Origin of the sequence: Sulfurimonas sp. (genome assembly GCF_023229025.1) — a bacterium.
In the GTDB taxonomy this organism is placed as follows: domain Bacteria; phylum Campylobacterota; class Campylobacteria; order Campylobacterales; family Sulfurimonadaceae; genus Sulfurimonas.
Genome location: NZ_JALOAA010000009.1, coordinates 43409 through 62185, shown reverse-complemented (window position 1 = coordinate 62185; position 18777 = coordinate 43409). Strand labels below are relative to the sequence as shown.

The following is an 18777-nucleotide window of genomic DNA, read 5'->3' as shown; positions in this document are numbered from 1 at the left end:
TAAAGCAAAAAAATCAATAAAAGGAGTAAACTAAACCCTCGTTGCTTAAGGTTACAATTCGTAATTTTTTTTACGAATTTCTGCCGAATTTAACTCCGCCGTTGACACATACTGTTGGCGGTGTTGTGACCCCCGCTGAAAAACTTATTACCGTTATCCCAAAAGATGCACCGCTCATTATAAAAGCTACTGTACTCAATCAAGATAGTGGATTTATTAAAAAAGGGATGCAAGCAGCAGTTAAAATAGACACTTTCGACTTTCAAAAATATGGAATGATTCATGGAGCAGTTACACATAAGGCAGACGACTCCATAGACGATGAAAAACTAGGTCCTGTTTATGAGATTTATATTGAACCAAAAGAACACTTTTTAACAGTAAACTCAGAAAAAGTTTTTCTGCATTCGGGCATGAGTGTCACTGCAGAGATGAAAGTAGGGAAACGTCGTGTAATTGAGTTTTTCTTGTATCCACTAATCAAATATCTTGATGAAGGCATGAGTGTTCGATGAAATAATTTTTAATAGCCAGTTTAACTAGGTGTAGTTTTAATTTTCTTTAGAAAGTTTGTTGTGTATAGAATTTTGCAGTGGTGGGTTCGCCGTGACTCGAACACGGGACCACTCCGTTATGAGCGTCAAGCCTTAAATATTTATATTTATTTACAAACCTTTTTAAAATAGCTATTTTACGGGCTTTATTAGCTTATTTTAAAGATTTAATGTTTTACTAGAATGTACTATTTTTTAAGTAAATTTACTAAAAAAGTGGGGTAAAAAGTGGGGTTTTTTTGATACAATGTCCTTATGGGAACAAGAAAAGATTATATCAAAACAAAATACACTGGCGTCTATGTTAAAGAGGACGCAAAAACAAAAGTCAAGACTTATTTAGCAAGAGCAAAAGTCAACGGTACTGAAATTGAACAAATAGTAGGGCACTCTAACGATAAATACAAAACTAATCCCGCATTAGCATATCAACGAAGAGTAGAACTTATTAGTGCCCATAAAGCAGGTAAATCAACCAAGAGAGCTGATAACCCTACCTTAGATAAATTTTTTTATGAATTTCAAGAGATGAGAGAACAAACAATCTCAAAAAACAGATGGAAAAGTGCCTTTTATTTTTATGATAAGTATGTGCCGAGTGCTGTTAAAAATAAAAATCTAAAAGATGTTGATAGTGATGATTTACAAAAAATAATAAACAGCATGGTAAAAGACAATAAAAAAGGAAGTTATATTATAACTGTTAAAGAACTCTTCTCTCCTTTATACAAAAAAGCTCTTGAGTTTGGTTTAGTAGAAAAAAATATAACTGATTTTTTGAAATTTCCAAAGTTTGACAATACAAGATATTTTTCTCTTCCAGATGAGAAAATAAAAGAACTCATAGATAAAATTATGAATATTCCAGATAATCAATATAGGGTTATGTTTATGTTTTTGTTGCGAGGACGACGGAGCAACGAAGTCAGGTCGTTATGTTGGGAAGATATAAATTTTGAAAATAAGATATATTTTATTAGGGATTACAATAATAAAATTCGCAAAAATCAGACCTATGCACTTGATGATGATTTGATAGAGCACTTAAATCTTATAAGAAAAGAAAAAGGTCTTGTTTTTGTATCGCCGAGGACTGAAAAGAAATTTAGTGCAATTCCTAAACGATATTGGCAATATCTGCAAGATGAGCTTAAAATAGATATGAGAATACATGATTTTAGACATTTGCTAGGCTTTGTATTAATCAATAACAATGTAGCTATGGAATCAGTCCAAAGACTTTTAGGACACTCTAATATAACCGTAACTCAAAGATACTCAAATCAAAAAGAATTAATGGCTAAACAAGCATGGGATGTATTTTCCGAAATTGGGAAAAAGTGAGATAAATTACGAAAGTGAACTAACTAATTTTAAATCAATAGTATTGTTAATTAATCCTTTTTGGTTAAAAAGTTCTGCAATTTGCGACCTTATATATTGATGAAATGATTTTTTAGGCAAATTAGATGCTTTTATAATTTCAGGTGTTCTAACTACATGAACATCAGCATGAGAGGTTGTCTCTCTTGTTGCTGTATCTAATACATAAAAAAGCCTATATGTTTGTATCAAAATTAATCTAATTTCATTGACAGAGGCTTGAACGTAACCAACATATTCTTGTATCCCATTGTTAGACAGCTTTTTGATAGTTGCTAACGAGTCTTTATTGAAAATATCAATATCTTTTTTACGTAAAACCGACATACCGCTATGAATAATTTGCTCAAATGCAGTTGCATCAACTTCACCATCTTGAAAGTGCTTAGGAGACATTATAAGTCTTGCGATTTGTTCACTATTATCAACTATATCAGGAGAATATATAGATTGTTTTATTTTCTCTTGTTGCAAATAATACTCATTGGTCATTTTTAAGCAGTTAAAAAAAATGTATGATTTGTTGATTCCGTACTGCTAATGGTAGTATACAGTCTATCCGATGCACCCATAGTATTTTTAGCATTTGTGGTTGTTAGACCACCAATGAGCATCTTCGGAATTTTATAATCTATAAAACAATCCTCTTCTCCATAAATTTTATTTTCATTTTTAACAAAATAAGAGGACTGGTGATTTTCCTCAAGGCTTATTTCAATGTATTGATTTTGTCTTTTCCAAAACAAAGCAATTTCACCATGACCTGAAACCATAGCTTTTGGAGCAGAAATTTGATGTTTTTGCAACTCTTGAATAATGCCAATGGCAAAGCCAATAACTTCCTCTTTAGGTGCTTTTCCACCATACCCATCCCAATTCTCATTCAAATATTGATATGATTCAATTTTTTTCATAAGCTCACAGTATCTACTATCTATAAAGCTCTTACATGAGACTGTTTTTGCACTAATATTATCAGCTAAATTATGAGTAGACATCGTAGGAGGCGTTTCTACTAATAATCCTCCCACTAATAAACTTGGCACTACAGTAGATAAAACTTTATTAGTTATCAAATTCATTTCGTACTTCCTCTCTAATAATAGTGTCAAATATTGACTTACTGTGGATATGCATTTCATCTAAATACGTGAAAAACTTATCCTTATTATATTGGCATACTCCTAACAATAAGTTATGTTGCGTCCTAACCTGTATTTTTTGTTTCATTGCATCCTGTTCATCAGCAAAATAGTTGATATTTAAAGTGTCTAGCATTTTATAGCTATCAAATTCAGCTTTTGTAACAAAATAGCCATGATTAATATGCCAAAAATCTTCTAAAGAATATATGTTTGGTAAAATATAACTACAATCTTCTGCAAAAAGCTCTTTCTTCCAATTGCTTTGTGGATTATTTAATATAAATTCGTCCAAATATTCTAATGTCATTTGACGAATAAGTAAATTACCCCCAATAAGTGAAAAAACTTTTTCGATATAATTTTTAAACTCCTCGAAAATATTGTGCCAACGACTATATTCTAAACATTGAATCAATATTTGGTCAACATTAATAAGTACTTTCCAGCTAAATGGCTTGTCTGGGTTAGAACTACTTTTTTCAAATAGAACACCACCTAACCCGCTAGAATGTTGCTGTGTTCCATCTGGATTTATCGTAGTAGAAAACATTTGCTGTTCTTTTGGTTCACCAAAAATTTCTTTTAACTCTTGACTCTCTTTGGCTTTTTTCAATATTTCTTTGATATGTTCTTCTGAAAAACGCTCCACCATATTAAAAGCAAATGCAATAACTTTTACAGCATTACACCCTGAACACGCACTAAAGTTTTCCATCTTTAACCTACATCTTTTTTTTGTATTCTACCATTAAATAACGTACTATTTACTTAATCATCATCCAATAATTGCTATATTAGATAATGCTTATATGCATATCTTTTTTTTCAAATAATTTCTTAAACTGATTATCAGCTTCTAGTTTGTATTTCTCATATATCTTAAATTTTAAATTATTGAAAAATTTAGGAATTAAGTAAAAATAAAATGGGTATTTTATTAACTTATCAAGTATTGTTGTGTCATAAATAATATCTACTACTTTGAGATATTTGGAATCTGTATTAACTGGTATAAAACTTCTCCACGCTCCCTGAATGTACATAGTATTTCGTTCCATCTGATGCGGAGGTTTATAAATAGAAGCATCCTTTACAACAGCACCCGACCATTCAAAAACTAATATTATTCCTGTTTTATTAAAATTTTGTCCATAATTAAATCCTCCATCAAGACAAGGAAAAGAATTTAATCCTGAATCACCATTATAAATGTTATTGGAATATGCGATGAATTTTTTTGAATAAATAATATTCAATGCTGATTCTAAATCTGTAAAATGATAGATTAACAAATAATTTCCTACATATATAAAATAAATTTAGGTGTACCGTAGTTCAATAATACTCTTTTCATATCCCTCATAATAATAAGACTGCTCTATTCCATTAAATATAATTTCTTTATTATCAACATCAACAGTAAGATTGTTATTAAGAAGAGTTCTAAGCTCTAAATCATTAATTGGGCTTCTCTCCATAGCTTGTAGATAAGCTTCTTTGCTTACAAACTGCCAATTAACAACTTTTTGAAGTCTCTCTTTTAAAAGCATATCAAGCCATATCCTCATGCTTCTGCCATTACCCTCTAAAAAAGGATGAGCAATATTCATCTCTACATACTTGGCTATTATCTCTTCAAAGCTATTTTCACTCATTGATTCTATTTGGGGCAAAATATCTTTAAGATAAAGACTGTTTGCAAACCTAAAATTACCTTTGGAGATATTAACCTCTCTTATCTGCCCTGCAAAATCGTAGAGCTTATCAAAGATATAAAGGTGTATCTTTTGAAGTCCTTTGATAGTTCCTACCTCTATGCTCTCAATATCGCCACTCTCAAACAAGCGATAAGCATTTTCAAGGCTCTGTTCGTCCATGGTTTTCATTGGTTGTCTCCATTTCAGCTCTTGCCAATGCTCTGCTTCTTTTTGAGGAGGAGATAAACAACATGATTGCAATAAAAAGCATCACTGCTGTAATAATTACAGTAATAGTCGTGCCATAATCATCAGTAAGTGGTTTATAAAATATCCATGGAAATAAAGCCAAAATTACCGCCAAAGTAGCCTTTATCATTCCTAAAAACCCGTCCTTATGGTATTTGTTTGCCATAAGTTTAGCTATAAGTATAGGGAAGAATATCAATAAGATTATTGATGCTCCCGTTACTTCTCCAGTTTTTTTGATACCCATCTCAAACTCCAATTACTATCAAATTTTAAAAATTATAACAAAAACAAATTTTTATTTGTACTTTTTAGCTGAAAACTTAATGTGGGTATTAAGTATTATTGAGTAGATTTTGTCTAAATCCTTAATGTGGGTATTAAGGATTATTGTTATTTCAATGTTTAATTTCTTAATGTGGGTATTAAGGATTTTAAACAACCCGTCATTTCTCTACATTGGGAGTGTAAAAAAATGCGGGAAGCGATATCAGAAGTTACGGCGAGCGTATGGGTGTTTATTGAATTTTTTATCATACGCCCTCGCAATAATGAAATACCAAATTAAGCCTGTAATAAATAGCAAAATACTTATATTTTCCGCTGTATCTTCTTGCATATTAAAAGCTCTAGTCAAAACAAAATAAGTAATGAACGGAACGGTAAACATATATACTGCCGTCCAAAACGCATGCCTTTCATATATACTTCTGTCCTTTACTTTCCCACAATGAAAACAAGCGGGTGCATCATCGTGTACCATATTGCCGCACTCACACTTTTCTAAAAGTACTTTTTCTTCTTTCTCTTTTGACATTTTTTCTCCTTGATTTGTTTTTTAAAAGAGCTTTTCACTTAGATTTTCTTTTGAGCCTTTTTTCTTTTTGCTCTTTGAAAATTTAGGATTTTTCACTCTTTAGGCTTTTTGTTCTGCCTTTTCCCTTGAGTTTCACTTCGTCGCCCTTTTTGTAAGTGTCAAATAGAAAGTTTTACTTGGAACGCAGCTTAATATTCAAAAAGAGAGGGATAACGCAACGCAGTGAGTATATGCTCGCTTTTTAAGAATTTTCAGCGCAGTTTCATTTAATAATTTTCTACACTTACAATTTAAAAAAGGGGATGGAGTGAAATTGGAAAAACGGCGGGCAAATTTCCTATTGGAAAAATGCCGTTAATAATTTTTGAAGAGCAAAAAGTTATCCGTCTCTTGATTGGTTGTCAATGGTTGAAACGGTATAATTCGCTAGTCAAACGGTATAATTCGCTAATTTAAGAGCTATATTTTTGCATTAAGTACATATCATACCCCGCGTCTATAAATTCGGGATGCTTTACTTCAAGATGAATCTTGTCCGTATAACCTTTATAGAGTATGTTTCTGCTTGGGATGTAGGTTATATGAGTATAATCACTTCCTAAGCTCTTCAATATATCATCGGTCAACAGGTCGCTCGTTTGGGTTGATTTGTTGAAGCCGTCTTTAGTCTCTGATATTGTCTGGTGTTCTTGCTTTCCCAAACTCTCTTTAATGAACTTGATAGTGTCCGTATCTGCCGTTTGAAACACAAAGAGATGGTCAACACTGTTGACAAGCTTTTGCATAAGCTCTTTAGAGTGAGCGGGTACATACTGAACCGCAGGCAATAGACAACCTCCTTTAGACCTGATTAATGTATGAAGTGTCGTAAGCGTTGCTTCATCGAGCATCGGTAGGAATGTCAAATACTCATCAAGTAAAAAGAGCGTATATTCATCGGTATTGTCTTTTGTGACATCCATGAAGATATTTGTATATGCAGCGATAAATCCTCCAAAGTAGGGATTTAAAAATGTTGCGTAGCTCTGTTTGTTTAATAAAAAGAGTTTTGCGTTTTTTCTTTTCATAAATGTACCAATCGTAAAAGTTTTTGCGTCCTCTTGAATACGATAGTTTTGATATTCAAAGAAGTCAAATATCAATTTCATAGTTGATACGACATCCATCTCGCTTTTTTGCGTTCCGCTCATCGCCGCTTCAAAATACTTTTTGCACGATTGCACGAACAGCTCCCATGATTCTTTTGTGTCAAGATTTTGTACTAAGACCTTGTTAAAGATAGCTATATATCTATCTGCAACACTTGCAGGGAAAAAGCCTTTGCCCTTTTCGTTTAAAACGCCGTTAAGCAGATTTATAAAGAAAGGTTTGATGATCTGCGGATATGTCCGCGCCTCTTCAAACAAATCCCATATACTGCCCTCTGCATCAAATGGGTTATTGATGATATCTTTTCGCGAATCATAATAGACCGACCTAAGGCTTCCTTTTGTGTCGTGGATGAGTGCTCTGCTCCACCATCGCTGATTTAGTATCGGCTCTAAAAAAACGGTCTTGCCGCTTCCTGGTTGTCCGATTAAAAGTGAGCCTCTAGTGAGTGCTTTTGGATTGACGGTTACATCTTTTTCAAGTGTGCTCTCTTGCCAACCTTGCAGAAGTGAGAATCTGTTTTTGACACTTTTGTCAAATCTGAATTTATCAATCAAAACGCCCTCTTCCTCACTCTTTACGCGTGCGGCTCTCGTCCACTTGATGCCGCCTGTTACATTGTCATAGTTTGGAAAACTGCCTGCCATTGATGGGTTTGCATAATAAACCCTGTTGTTTTTTATCTCTTTTTTAAAGAGTGTATATATGTACATAGCGATTATATACATCACAAGCAATAAGCCGAATGTTTCGCCAGAACTAAGCCCGATAGCTTTGTTTGCGAAAAACCCAAACCCCACAAAACCTAATACACTCAACCAGAACACACTTGATTCACTTTTGTTCATCTTCTTATATCTCCCTTACATCTCTTGCCCTATTTCAACAGAGTTATCTAACTGCTTGCTCTTGCCAGCGATACTTAAAGCGATTTCGGTCGCCTTGTCTAAATCTGGTATTTCGCCTCTTGCAATATCTAGCGCAACCTCTGCCGTATCTTGAACATTCTCTATAAACTCGAATGTTTTTTCTAGCGGAGATTGCTCCTCTTTTTTCTCTTGCTCTTGGCTCTTTGCCTCGACATCCTCTTGCTCTGCCTTTTGATTAGGTCTAGTGTTTTGGTTTTGTCTTAACATCTCTTCTTCCTCTGTTTGTATTTTTGTAAATTTGGTATCGATATAGTTCTCAACTTTATCAATACTCTTTTTCATGCTATTAAGCATCAACTCAACTTTTGTTCGATTTTTTGTAAGCTCTCCAATATCTCGTCTAGCGTCTGCGATAACTTGCTCTCGCCCTCTGGTTCTTTGGATAGAATCCCTAATATCTGATGTGATACCTCTAAGTTTGCTTGCTGCGCCTCTAACAATGTGGTTAATAATTTCTCTAGCTCTTCCATGTTGTTTTAACTCCTGATTTAATTTGATGTAGTCTAATGTTGTTCTCTTGCGCTGTCTTTGCGACACCGCATCTCTGAACTGCTCTTTGTCTTGTGTGAAGATGCTTATATGCGTTTTTGCTCTCGTTATAGCTACATAGAGAGCGTTTTGGTTTGATAGGCGGCTATCGCCTACAAATATAGCTCTTTCGCTTGTTTGCCCTTGGGCTTTGTGATTAGTGATTGCGTATGCGTGGTCAATATAGTTATACTCCTTTGTATTGATTTTTATCTCGCGTTTGCTGTTGACATCAACAGTTATAATCCCATCTTTTATATCTTTAACTGTTGCAATATCTCCGTTGTTTAACCCTAACGATTTATCTTTTTTGGTAAAGATTATCTTATCTCCATGCGAGAACTCTTTGTGTGCTTTTTTAAAGAGAGAGAGTTTGTCGCCATGCTCCGATAAGCTTATCTCTTTGCTCTTACCGTTTTTATCTTGAAGTGTGACACTGTTATTCTCTTCGTTGACAACTGTTATAACAGCTTCTGTTCCGCTCTTAAAGCCTCCTTTATACGATTCCATAATCTGCACACTATCGCCAACTATATAACTGCTGTGATAATGAGCTGATATGCTGTCTAACTGCTGTTTCTCTTGAATAACCATTGATGAGTGGTTTGATAGTTGATTCGATGCTTTAAGCTCTTCGCGTATAAGTTCGTTTAACTCTTTGCGGGTATCATTTTTCATAACCAAAAGCAGAGTATCATCCTTGTTTTCAAGGTACTCATTCACGACCTCTTTATAGCTGTTCTCTTCAATAGTTTTAAACTGCTCTTTTTTCTCTAAAATGTCTAAGACGGTATCGGTCTTTTGCTCTTTAGTAAGCTTATATAGCTCTCGCATCTCTTCGGTTTTAGCGCGCATGGATTCATCCATGATAGCTGTCTTTATTGCTCCTCGTGAGCTTAATTGCTCAAATATAGCTCCCGCGCCTATTGATGTAAATTGCTTAGTATCCCCCATTAATACAAGCTTAGAGTTTGTAACCGCCGCGATGGATACAAGCTGTTTCATCTTCCTGCTATCAAGCATTGAGGCTTCGTCCACTATGATGATTTGGTTTTGCAAGTGTTCTTTTTGAATAATGAAGCTATCAATGGTTTGTCCTTTGATACCGCTCTCTTTGCTTATCTCTCCCGCCGCCTTGTTCGTGGGTGCAAGTCCGATAAGGTTATCTTTGCCCTGCATATCTTGAAACTCTTTAACTGCTTTTAGCATATAGGTTTTACCTGTTCCCGCATCTCCAAAGATGCCGCTAACTCCATCTTGAGAAGTCAAGAGATGTGTAAAAGCCGCTTTTTGTCCTGCAGTCATGCCAGAGTATTTTTTATTTAAAAACTGCTCTGCCTGCTCTTTGGTAGTTTCAGCTTCTTTGGTGTTTTGGTTATCCTTTGCATAGCTTAGTAGTGACTGCTCTATATCTATCATTTCTTGAGTTGAATAGACATTTTTATCAATCTCTATGATTTCAGATTTTATCATAATCGCTACCTCAAGCTCCAATAAATCAAACGTATAACCTTGAATGGCATTAAGCTTGATTGCTTTTGAGAGTAGTTCTTCTTTCGTAAAAGTAGATTCCTGTTCTGTCACAATCGCGGCGGCTTTTTCAATAAGCTCTTTTATGTTTAAACTCTTTTGCTCTTCGCTCTTTGCATTTTGTAAAGATGCGATTGATTCTTGAGTGAATCCTGTCGCTTCTACAAGCTCTCTGTTTTTTTGCTCTATCTGCGAGAGTTCACTATAGCTATGAGTCTCTTTCTGGTTTCTGGTTTCAAGCGTTGCGATTTGGCGGAGCTGACTTTCGTTTGCGTTCGGATATTTTTCCATCAGTTCGGCTCTGTTTTCGACAAGCCACTCTTCAATCTGTAGCGTTCTTGTAGAGATAGCCTGTTTTGCTTCTTTCGATACACCCTTGATTTCAATGATGTCTTTTTGGATATCCAAAACCTCGCTCCCAAAACCTAGCTTTTGCAACTCTTGGAAGAGTACTTGATGATAGATTTGCGTGATAAGCTTTTGGTTATCGTAGAGCTGCTTATTGTCGATTGATACAAGTTCACCTTTTGAGTTAACGGTCTGATTTGCAATAAAACAGTGAGTATGTATTTTTACTTCTTCGTTGCGGTTGCTCAAGTGTTGAAACTTAGCGATTGCAAGTCCGTTGTTTTGAAAATGCTCTCTGCCGTTTTCAGTTCTCATTCTGTAGGTTATATATTGACTTGCTCTATTAAGTGCAACATTAACCGCTCTGTCTTGAGCTTTGAGAATATCTCTCTTCATATCCTCATCTGCCACCGTGTAGATTACATCGACGCTCTTGCTAGGCGAAAATGTAATATCAAACCCTGCTCTTTGTTCTCCTGTTGCATTGCCCTTGAGATTTTGATTGATAAGGTCTGAAAAATCTTGATAGCTATCTTTGGTTATAGCCGATTTATGTTCAATATTTAAATATCTCTCTGCCATTTCTCCATTGATGAACCATTCTCCAAGCTCTTGATTTTTTTGGTAATAGTCGAGGTCTTGTTGAAAGTAATTTTCTGCTTGACTTGCCGATTGCCATTTTGAAATTGACATCATGTTGATTTCCTCCTTTTTGATGATTTTTTAGAAAAACGATAGATGTTTTGATTGTTTTATTAACCCCGCTATCGAATGGGCGTGGGGTGTGGTAACTCTATTCATTGTATTTGTGCGTAAAGTAGTTGTATGAGAGTTGTAAAAGTGGTAAACGCGTTGTAAAATGCGTGAAGTAGTAGTAAACGTGGTAAAAGCGTTGTATATATGCGTATTTGTGTGTAAAGTAGTTGTAAACTACTTTTCACTTATACTTCGCAAAATAGTTGTCTAAATCACTATTTTTTGCTTTTTCTTCTACCACTTTGTGAGATTCTTTAACAACTTTCATCGGTTCTTTTTTCGGTTCTTTCAAAAATCTTGATAGATTTTGTTGTGTAGTTTCCGTCTGGCACACTTCTTTCAAATACTCTGCTATTTGGTTTTGAGTATAACCAAGCTCATTGAGCCTAGTTATCTCATTTTGGTATTCAAACAGATTACTTTTTCTCTTGAGTGGTTTATTTTTCTCAAGCCATTTTTCAAGTTTACCCATAACATACCCTTTACTTCAAAATTCTATCTCTTAGTTTTTCTATCTCTTTGCTCTCCAAATAATCTTTTGCATTGTCCGAGATTTTCCAACTACGATACATCTGTGTCATTTTTTCTTTATTCGCACCTGTTACCTCTTTGGCATATTCCAGCATCTCACTGCGGCTATAATCAAATGCTGTTTTCGCAAAATCATAAATGGTTTGTTTGTGTATGCTTGTAGCGAAAGAGAAAAGATTACTTCTCTTAACTATGAAGAATTTATCTTTGAAGACTTTTTCAATATTTGGAATATCGAACTCTTCGTTGCCTATTCTAAACATCTCATCCTCATTCTCGATACCGATATAGTTATTTAGCACCACAATAAAGTCAAAATCTTTGACAAGCTCAACCGTCTCAAAGAGGTTTTTTAACTGTGAAAAATCCGCGAGATATGGAATCACAAAAAGAGTATCTTCCGTCAAGTTTTGAGACAACATCGAGTTTAAAACCGCCCTGCTGTCGTTCCCTCCTCCGCTGTCAATAATAGTGATTTTATCCGCTTCAATCATGTTCTCAACAACCAATTCCTCTAGCTTCTCCGTACCCTTTGAGATGTTACAGGATACAACTTTGTTTCTCAAAAGTTCCGAGTTTCCAAATGCAAGAGATGTATTGTTGTTATCGTCTATTTCAACGATTTGAAAATCTCTATCTTGCAGTAAAAAAGGCATCAAGTGCCAACCAAGAGTCGTTTTTCCTACACCGCCTTTAGTATTGATTAATACGATATTCTTTTTCATTTTGAACCTTTCTGATTGTTTGTATTTTTGTCTATCTTGAAATAAGCATGATTCTTATCTTGCTTATGAAACATTGTGTTTGGTATGCCGATGATTTTTTGGTTTACATCTTCGTAGTATTGGATTACAAACGGTGTAAGGTTTTTTTCCATTTTAAAGAGGAAGTGCGACATATAACCAAAGGTCGCCGCGCCGCCTATCACTAGCCCGATAAAAAGCGTTTTAAATCCTCCGCTCTTCCTTGCCTTTTTCTGCTCCTCTGCCGCTTTTTGAAGGGCGGGTATTGTCTCGTCTGCAAGGTAATCAAGTGTTTTAACTGCCTGCAAAGAGATTTTTTCAAGCTCTGCGGTGTTTATCTGTTTCTTAAGCTCTGCCGCCGTCTCATTTTTGAGATTTTGAAGCTCTTTTCTAAATCCCATTAGCTCTTGTTGAGCTTTTGGAAGATACTCTAGCTTTTCGTTTACCTCTTGAAAAACTGCGGTCGATTTTTCGAGCATCGACACCGCGACCGTAATCTCTTCAAGAGCGGCTTTTGTTTCTTTATCTAACATGCCTTTCTTTCCTTTGTGTTTGCTTGAATAAATGCTCTGATACTAGAGGGTTTATATAAGATTTTGCCGTCCTCCTTGTAAAATTGAGGTTCTTCATTGTTGTGTCTCATAAGATTTAATTGTAAGACGCTTATACCTAGCATTTGAGCAACTTGATTAACTGTCAAGCCCTCTTTCTCTTGTGGTTGTATATGAGCGATTAGAACCGCTACCGCACCGCGTGTAATATCATTTACGTTGTTTAACATGTTTTTATTTCCTTTTTGGTAGTAGTTTGAAAAAAGCGAGAGAGCTTATTTATCATGCTCTCTAGCTCCTCTATCTGTTCTGCATCGCGGTAGGTTAAAACCGCTTTGCTCTCAAAACTGTCATACTTTTTAACCAGAGAGTTGAAATATCTCTCTAGTTTTTTACAATCTTTCATCTTGTATCTCTGCATCTTCTCGTTCCTTTTACGTAGAGTATTTAGAAGATTTGTTATCAATCTTGTCGCCAACGCTTGTCTGCACATCGACGCTCACATCTTTTAAGCCTATCAAATTTAATATCATGTCAGAGCCGTTAAAAACCAAATAAAACGCTAAGAACGCGATTACAATGCTGTTTACGATATGTAAGAACTCTTTTAAAATCATTAAGTACATCAACTCTGTATCAACCTTTGTGAAAAGGAATTTGAGATTGTCGAAGTTCCAATCAATGAGCAAGTTATTAAGATTTCCTAGAAATTCCGTTGCAAAAATTGCTATGACGATTGAAATAACGAGCATAAGAGGCTTAAAAGCAAGGAAAACGCCTGTTTTTAAAAACTTTTTAATAACCTCTCCCTGCTGTGAAGCCATCGCAAAAGCGACCAAAAACGGTGTAACCATGTAATAAAGAAGCACCGATATAGCCCAAAAACCGATAACTAGAAGTGAAGCTGTTAAAAGCATCACAAACGGGAACATCGCTACGCCGAATTTGATAATCGAGAGCGTCCAAAAATAAGCTACGATATCTAGTCCGAGGCTCTGAAATTTGGCAAAATTCTTAAAGAATCCACTATCTGGTAGAGATGGGATTTTTTGAAAGAATCCTGATATCTCGTTTTTGATTGAGCTGAATCCTGGAATCAGCACGTATGGAACGTTTTTCAGCAGGTCATCGTCGAGTGACGAGGGAATGTTTGCGTTACTCTCTGGCGTAGCTCCCGCGAGCTCTCTATCACGAGCGATAGCTTGTCTATTGAGCTTTTCAGCTTGATTGTTAATATGGTCAAGCTGTTTCATCACTGCGTCCGTAGTCGCTATCATAGGAGTTGCAATCCAACCGAGCTCTCCGAAATTCCTATATTGCATTTTCGCCAAATGCTCCATCTGTTCATTGATTGTTCTGTCATTCGTGGCGTCTGCGACCTCGTGCATCTTCATATCAATTTCTTTAAGAAGCTCTTTATTCTCTTTCTCGCGTTTATACATAACGGCGCATCCAGAAATTGAGACGGAGGGGTTTGAGGTTTTTAAGAAGTTTTCAGAATACCAATTTACGACTGAACCATCTTTCGACCTTATCGTCTCGCTGGGTGGAAACGGCAAATTCAGAGAAGTGTGAAAATTTACATAATTTCGCACTTCTTCCAAATTGTAAGAATCATAACACCCATTTTGCAAGCTAGCGGATAGGAATTTATTCTCCTCTTCTAGCATTTTCTTCTGAATCACGAGGTCTCGCTTTAAGTTTTCGCCTACAATTCCGACATCACGCGTTTTATAAAGAATAAAAGCATCAAGTGCCGCCTCTCCGACACTGTCTGCAAAGCCTGAACCGCTTCTTAATATTTCACGATACCAATTTTGGTAATTAACTTGATTAATAGTGCTTTCATCGTCAATTTTGACGGTATTCGTTGTAAAATAGAAACAGAATAAAGCAATGCCAGACACAACGGCTCTCTCCCATACATCCTCTTTATCCTGCACCTTTTTTGAGAGCTTTTTAGTAGCTTTGGAAGTGACTAGAAAAAGCGTGGTTACCGGGACTATTGTGAATAATAAGAAAGTTTTAATCTCCAACATTGTGGGGTTGTAGCGTTCGAGAAATTGAATGATGAAAATAATAATGTTTGTTAACATTTCCTTTGTCGATGAAAAAATGCTTACATCTTCCTCGGCGAGCTTTGTATAAACTTTTTCGCCAAACCCTGCATCCCAACCAACTAATCCCGCGAGCCCGTTTCCGATTCGATACATAGTACCCATGAACAAATTATGAGACTCGTTCTCTACATCATAGTTGATATAAGAGTTTGGATAGAGCGTATAGCCGCTCTGCAACTTAACGGTATTTGTCGAAACGGTCAAAGGGATGTCAATAACCTTGTTGTCAAGCGTTAGACCTGCGATAAGAAAACTAGGAAGATTGAGATATCCGCCCGAATCGCTCGTGTAGTTTTGTAGATAGTTTTCTCGGATATTTTTTATCGATTTATATCTATCCACGCCGTTGTCACGCGTTTTAGGGATGATTGCATCATCCTTTATTTTTTTCAAGCTCTCTTGCATTTTTCCCATAAGAAGCGGGTTTGCTCGCTGAACTTTATTGAGTAGACCTTTGTGGTCGTAGATTAGGCATGTTGTCGTTCCCGACCAGTAATCGACACTGTATATTCTCGTAGAGTAGCCCTCTTTTACCGCTGGACAAGTGAATTTTTGGGTGTACTCTGGTTGTTTATCTAATAGGTATTTGTGAGTTTTAGTAGTATTAGAATCTGCAAAAACACTAAATATCAGAGCCAAAACGCCAATTATTATCTTCATCTTCATCCTCCTTTTCTTCGACGATTATCTCATCATCAATCATTGCATAGAAGCCCGCGACACGGACTGTTTTGATATAATCAACGCCTGTCTTTATGTTTAAAAGCTCTTTATTTCCGATTTTTAAAAGCGGCTTTGACTTTCTCTCACTCTTTAGCGTAATGTCGCTCGATACATGCTTCAACATGTAGTATTTATCCCACTTGCCCGTCACTATTTCGTGAATCACAAAACCGAGGATAAGAGCCTCTGTCGCAAAGAGTAAAGTTCTATCAATCCAAAAACCAATCTCTTTGATTTCCGATTGCAATAGCAACCACAAGCCCCCAAAACAGAGGGCAACGACGTACAATTTAAACCAATCTGGCTTTTCAGTAAACACCCATATACTAAGATATGTTATAATGCCACCTAGCGCAAAAAGAGCCACTTCTAGCGCGTCTTGTGGGGCATTGCCCCCGATTAAGAGAAGTAAGAGCAAAGGTAAGTACTTCATTACAAAAACAAGCCACTTGTTGACTTTCACTATCTTGCTTTTTGTTCCAAAATCGTTATGAATCCAACCACGTTGCCAATCAACTTCCACGATTGTGGGGATATTGAACCATAGTAGATACGGCACACGATTGATTTTTGCTATATGTTTACTCATCTCTTACTCCTAATTTTTTGAGCTCTTCAAGTTTATTTATATCAAGCTCTATGATGTCCGAATCCTCGTATTTTAGAGGAGTCCACGCATTTACTTTTTTTTCTAAACCTGCCAATTTTTGCGAAAATGCGAGGTTTCCATCTCTCACGATATAGCCCAAACCAACTACAAGCAGCATATTTGCCACTACTAAGAAATATAAAATTACTGTTTTCATTTTTTGTTTTTCCTTTTTTAAAAAGTAACGATTGAAACCAATTAGTTAAAAATCGTCACGTAAAGGCACTTAAAACTCATCAAAACCCATCAAGCCATATCTGACCAAGGCAAAAGGAGAAAGTGCACTCCTGCCTTACCATTTTGATTATCATTGACATCAAAGACGCAATCCTGCGCGTTTGCGTTCTCCATAGTCGTGGAAGAGAACGGTTAAGTAAATTGAACACGAGGTTTTAAACCCTCGATAAAACTCTAAAAATAGGGCTTTATTGAAGATTTGAGGAGCGGTTAAGCTCCAAATTTTTTGATTTGTAGATTTTGAATTGGGTTTGTTTTTGCTCCATATTTTGCGACATGAAGCTCATGCAACTGTTCCCATATCTCATTCAAAGTACTGCTCACGAGCTGTTTATCACTTCGTGATTTGGTGTAGAGCCGACCTTGCTCATTTATGAACACATACTCTTTTTCGCCCTCTATTACCACTTCTGCGCATGTGCCTACATATTTGCTGTTGATGAGTTTTTGGCGAAACTCTGCGGCTCCATCACTTAGGTTGAGTTTTACTTTTGGTTTTGGTTTTTCAAATGAGCCCTGTTCCTGTTCCTCTTTCTTAGGTTTAGGGTTTAATTTAAAATTTTCTTTACTTTCCTTTTCTTTCTTTTCTTTTTCTTTTATTGCTTGAGGGTCGGTTAAGGGTCGGTTAATTGAGTCGTTATCACTCAACTCTAAAAGAAGTTGAGCTTGCTTTGCTTTTTTAGCCGCTACGCCTTTTTTACCTGCTTCAATTTGTTGTTGTTTTTTCTGCTCAAAAAAACTCATACGGCGATTAAGAGAGCCACTAAAAAAGAAGCTTTGCTCATCAATTTCAAACAAACCGTAAGCGTTAATTACGGTTTCCATTTTTGCTTGCGTAGTGTTGTATTTTCTTGCCAAACTCGGCACAAGCTGTAGCGGGTATTTGTAGTTTTTTTGCTCTCTCAAAGTCTCGATTAATATCCAAAATATGCCGTATCCCTCAAGCCCCATTTGGTCGATAAGGAGCATACATTTATAATCGTCTTTTGCGTTCGCGTCGTGCGAAAAATAACATGTGTCTTTTTGGAGTGTTGCACTCATTTTTATACCTCTAAGATTAGGCACTAAATAAGGGTAAAGAGGGTATATGCTATAATTGCAGATGCCGCTAATAACCTTTTATTAGTGTGTGTTCAAAGCCTTAAGTTCTCAAAATTTGGTCGTGGAGAGAACTAAGGCGACTATGATAAACTATTCACTTTTTTATTATTTACCCATTCCACCAGTTCGCTGGTCTGATAATAAACCCTGCCGAACATTTTGAAATATGGTATTTGTCTTTTGGTTCGCAGTTGCGCAAGTGTATTTTCCTGTAGCGGTGGTATTATTTCAACACCGTCGACAATTAAACCCTTTTCACAAAGCTCCTTTCCATCAACTTTTCTATCTATTTTTTCCATCTTTTTTCATCCTTTTTTTTCTTTTATCTTTTTCGTATAGGAACAGTATAATTATTATTTTTTTAAACTAAACTTAAAACAATATAGCCCTAAAACACGATGTTTCAAGGGGTTTTTATATTTTTATCAATAATCAAATATAATAATAAAAATATAATAAAATTATAATTTTATAGAAAAATATTTGAAAATTTGTTATTGTTTAATATTCTATTTCAATAAAAAAATTCTATAAACAACCTATTAAAATAACTTAAATAAAACTTAAATTAATTGTGTTTTTATGCAAAAATAGCCCAAAAAGTAATAAAAAATCCACTAAAAGAATTTATTTTTTTTCATTATTTGTTACAAATTGATACATTGAATATCTCTGATAAACAGATATATTCAATTTTTAATGTGTGATGAGGGGAAATCAAAGGCGGTCATAGGATGTTTTTTTAAAGTCTGTGAAGTGGCAGTAAAAACTTTTGCAGTTATTTTTTTGTTTTATTTTTTTGATGGTTGAATTAATGGGTTAATTATTGTAGTGGGGTAAAAAGTGGGGTAAGGTGTTTTTTGATTGTTTGATTTGTTTTTTAAAAAGTCTTTGAAAGTTCGTTGGTAAGGGAGTTTAACAGTGGTGGGTTCGCCGTGACTCGAACACGGGACCACTCCGTTATGAGCGGAGGGCTCTAACCAACTGAGCTACGAACCCACTAATATTAGGGCGCAATTATAGTGAAGATATCCTTA

The 18777-nt window shown here is 35.6% G+C and carries 21 protein-coding genes and 1 tRNA gene; 2 read left to right on the top strand and 20 right to left on the bottom strand.

Annotated elements, in window-relative coordinates; translation table 11 throughout:
• Positions 1–41 precede the first annotated feature (41 nt).
• Together M0Q20_RS03730 and M0Q20_RS03725 are read left to right on the top strand one after the other, a co-directional pair.
• Entirely contained in the window at positions 42–515 is a 474-nt protein-coding gene (locus M0Q20_RS03730; RefSeq protein WP_295058822.1) for an HlyD family efflux transporter periplasmic adaptor subunit, read from the top strand.
• Between the two features lie 294 nt (positions 516–809).
• Positions 810–1898, top strand: coding sequence for a site-specific integrase (locus M0Q20_RS03725; protein WP_295058821.1), 1089 nt, complete (start codon positions 810–812; stop codon positions 1896–1898).
• A 6-nt stretch (positions 1899–1904) separates the two neighbouring features.
• On the opposite strand, the gene M0Q20_RS03720 is transcribed toward M0Q20_RS03725, so the two are convergent.
• From M0Q20_RS03720 to M0Q20_RS03625, 20 genes are all read right to left on the bottom strand, one after another.
• A complete protein-coding gene (locus M0Q20_RS03720; RefSeq protein ID WP_295058820.1) occupies positions 1905–2411 on the bottom strand; it encodes a hypothetical protein in 507 nt (168 codons plus the stop codon).
• A 20-nt stretch (positions 2412–2431) separates the two neighbouring features.
• A complete protein-coding gene (locus M0Q20_RS03715; RefSeq protein ID WP_295058819.1) occupies positions 2432–3019 on the bottom strand; it encodes a hypothetical protein in 588 nt (195 codons plus the stop codon).
• Positions 3003–3797, bottom strand: a complete 795-nt coding sequence (locus tag M0Q20_RS03710) for a TIGR04255 family protein (protein ID WP_295058818.1) — start codon at positions 3795–3797, stop codon at positions 3003–3005. Before M0Q20_RS03710 ends, M0Q20_RS03715 begins: the two co-directional genes overlap by 17 nt.
• 79 nt (positions 3798–3876) lie before the next feature.
• Complete coding sequence (locus M0Q20_RS03705) at positions 3877–4374, bottom strand: hypothetical protein (RefSeq protein ID WP_295058817.1); 498 nt, start codon at positions 4372–4374, stop codon at positions 3877–3879.
• A gap of 27 nt (positions 4375–4401) precedes the next feature.
• A complete protein-coding gene (fic, locus tag M0Q20_RS03700; protein ID WP_295058816.1) occupies positions 4402–4968 on the bottom strand; it encodes a protein adenylyltransferase Fic in 567 nt (188 codons plus the stop codon).
• A complete protein-coding gene (locus tag M0Q20_RS03695) occupies positions 4940–5194 on the bottom strand; it encodes a hypothetical protein (protein WP_295058815.1) in 255 nt (84 codons plus the stop codon). Before M0Q20_RS03695 ends, fic begins: the two co-directional genes overlap by 29 nt.
• A gap of 324 nt (positions 5195–5518) precedes the next feature.
• Positions 5519–5845, bottom strand: a complete 327-nt coding sequence (locus M0Q20_RS03690; RefSeq protein ID WP_295058814.1) for a SoxR reducing system RseC family protein — start codon at positions 5843–5845, stop codon at positions 5519–5521.
• Positions 5846–6297: 452 nt separating this feature from the next.
• On the bottom strand, positions 6298–7842 hold the full coding sequence (locus tag M0Q20_RS03685) for a type IV secretion system DNA-binding domain-containing protein (RefSeq protein ID WP_295058813.1): 1545 nt from the start codon (positions 7840–7842) through the stop codon (positions 6298–6300).
• A 15-nt stretch (positions 7843–7857) separates the two neighbouring features.
• Complete coding sequence (gene mobF / locus M0Q20_RS03680; RefSeq protein ID WP_295058812.1) at positions 7858–11025, bottom strand: MobF family relaxase; 3168 nt, start codon at positions 11023–11025, stop codon at positions 7858–7860.
• Positions 11026–11266: 241 nt separating this feature from the next.
• The gene (locus M0Q20_RS03675) at positions 11267–11557 is read right to left on the bottom strand and encodes a hypothetical protein (RefSeq protein ID WP_295058811.1); all 291 of its coding nucleotides are present in this window, start codon (positions 11555–11557) and stop codon (positions 11267–11269) included.
• A 10-nt stretch (positions 11558–11567) separates the two neighbouring features.
• Complete coding sequence (locus M0Q20_RS03670; RefSeq protein WP_295058810.1) at positions 11568–12341, bottom strand: AAA family ATPase; 774 nt, start codon at positions 12339–12341, stop codon at positions 11568–11570.
• The gene (locus tag M0Q20_RS03665; RefSeq protein WP_295058809.1) at positions 12338–12892 is read right to left on the bottom strand and encodes a hypothetical protein; all 555 of its coding nucleotides are present in this window, start codon (positions 12890–12892) and stop codon (positions 12338–12340) included. Before M0Q20_RS03665 ends, M0Q20_RS03670 begins: the two co-directional genes overlap by 4 nt.
• Positions 12886–13140 carry a helix-turn-helix domain-containing protein gene (locus M0Q20_RS03660; protein ID WP_295058808.1) on the bottom strand — a complete coding sequence of 85 codons (255 nt, stop codon included), beginning with the start codon at positions 13138–13140 and terminating at the stop codon, positions 12886–12888. Before M0Q20_RS03660 ends, M0Q20_RS03665 begins: the two co-directional genes overlap by 7 nt.
• Entirely contained in the window at positions 13134–13331 is a 198-nt protein-coding gene (locus M0Q20_RS03655) for a hypothetical protein (RefSeq protein WP_295058807.1), read from the bottom strand. The genes M0Q20_RS03660 and M0Q20_RS03655 overlap by 7 nt, the downstream gene beginning before the upstream one ends.
• Positions 13332–13344: 13 nt before the next feature.
• Positions 13345–15690, bottom strand: a complete 2346-nt coding sequence (locus M0Q20_RS03650) for a hypothetical protein (RefSeq protein WP_295058806.1) — start codon at positions 15688–15690, stop codon at positions 13345–13347.
• Entirely contained in the window at positions 15653–16342 is a 690-nt protein-coding gene (locus tag M0Q20_RS03645) for a hypothetical protein (RefSeq protein ID WP_295058805.1), read from the bottom strand. Before M0Q20_RS03645 ends, M0Q20_RS03650 begins: the two co-directional genes overlap by 38 nt.
• Positions 16335–16559, bottom strand: coding sequence for a hypothetical protein (locus M0Q20_RS03640; protein WP_295058804.1), 225 nt, complete (start codon positions 16557–16559; stop codon positions 16335–16337). The genes M0Q20_RS03645 and M0Q20_RS03640 overlap by 8 nt, the downstream gene beginning before the upstream one ends.
• 290 nt (positions 16560–16849) lie before the next feature.
• Positions 16850–17680 carry a DUF4373 domain-containing protein gene (locus M0Q20_RS03635; RefSeq protein ID WP_295058803.1) on the bottom strand — a complete coding sequence of 277 codons (831 nt, stop codon included), beginning with the start codon at positions 17678–17680 and terminating at the stop codon, positions 16850–16852.
• A 140-nt stretch (positions 17681–17820) separates the two neighbouring features.
• The gene (locus tag M0Q20_RS03630) at positions 17821–18039 is read right to left on the bottom strand and encodes a hypothetical protein (RefSeq protein ID WP_295058802.1); all 219 of its coding nucleotides are present in this window, start codon (positions 18037–18039) and stop codon (positions 17821–17823) included.
• 623 nt (positions 18040–18662) lie between these two features.
• Positions 18663–18739 (bottom strand) — tRNA-Ile (locus M0Q20_RS03625).
• Between the last annotated feature and the right edge of the window lie 38 nt (positions 18740–18777).